Genomic DNA, 1,308 nt, shown 5'->3' with positions numbered 1-1,308 from the left:
GTTTGAGAACTGCACAGTGGACGCGAGCATCTGTGGCCAAGTTTTTAAGGGCGCACGGTGGATGCCTTGGCACTAGGAACCGATGAAGGACGTGGGAGGCCACGATAGTCCCCGGGGAGCTGTCAACCAAGCTTTGATCCGGGGGTTTCCGAATGGGGAAACCCGGCAGCCGTCATGGGCTGTCACCCGCTGCTGAACACATAGGCAGTGTGGAGGGAACGAGGGGAAGTGAAACATCTCAGTACCCTCAGGAAGAGAAAACAACCGTGATTCCGGGAGTAGTGGCGAGCGAAACTGGATCAGGCCAAACCGTATGCGTGTGATACCCGGCAGGGGTTGCGCATGCGGGGTTGTGGGATCTCTTTTTCACAGTCTGCCGGCTGTGAGGCGAGTCAGAAACCGTTGATGTAGGCGAAGGACATGCGAAAGGTCCGGCGTAGAGGGTAAGACCCCCGTAGCTGAAACATTAACGGCTCGTTTAAGAGACACCCAAGTAGCACGGGGCCCGAGAAATCCCGTGTGAATCTGGCGGGACCACCCGTTAAGCCTAAATATTCCCTAGTGACCGATAGCGGATAGTACCGTGAGGGAATGGTGAAAAGTACCGCGGGAGCGGAGTGAAATAGTACCTGAAACCGTGTGCCTACAAGCCGTGGGAGCGTCGCTGTATGTGCTTGCACATGCAGTCGTGACTGCGTGCCTTTTGAAGAATGAGCCTGCGAGTTTGCGGTGTGTTGCGAGGTTAACCCGTGTGGGGAAGCCGTAGCGAAAGCGAGTCCGAATAGGGCGATTTAGTAGCGCGCTCAAGACCCGAAGCGGAGTGATCTAGCCATGGGCAGGTTGAAGCGGAGGTAAGACTTCGTGGAGGACCGAACCCACCAGGGTTGAAAACCTGGGGGATGACCTGTGGTTAGGGGTGAAAGGCCAATCAAACTCCGTGATAGCTGGTTCTCCCCGAAATGCATTTAGGTGCAGCGTCGTGTGTTTCTTGCCGGAGGTAGAGCACTGGATAGGCGATGGGCCCTACCGGGTTACTGACCTTAGCCAAACTCCGAATGCCGGTAAGTGAGAGCACGGCAGTGAGACTGTGGGGGATAAGCTCCATGGTCGAGAGGGAAACAGCCCAGAGCATCGACTAAGGCCCCTAAGCGTACGCTAAGTGGGAAAGGATGTGGAGTCGCAGAGACAACCAGGAGGTTGGCTTAGAAGCAGCCACCCTTGAAAGAGTGCGTAATAGCTCACTGGTCAAGTGATTCCGCGCCGACAATGTAGCGGGGCTCAAGCGTACCGCCGAAGTCGTGTCATTCC

Annotated in this window: 1 rRNA gene (running past one end of the window); it reads left to right on the top strand. The window is 56.1% G+C overall.

Features of this window, described 5'->3' with window-relative positions:
• Window positions 1–34: 34 nt before the first annotated feature.
• Window positions 35–1,308 (top strand): 23S ribosomal RNA (locus ACFVW8_RS38270) (it continues 1,926 nt past the right edge of the window).

This window comes from Streptomyces sp. NPDC058221 (assembly GCF_042882365.1).
Classification (GTDB): Bacteria; Actinomycetota; Actinomycetes; order Streptomycetales; family Streptomycetaceae; genus Streptomyces.
Note: the sequence above shows the minus strand (reverse complement) of the source record. Positions and strands in the feature narration are given on the sequence as shown.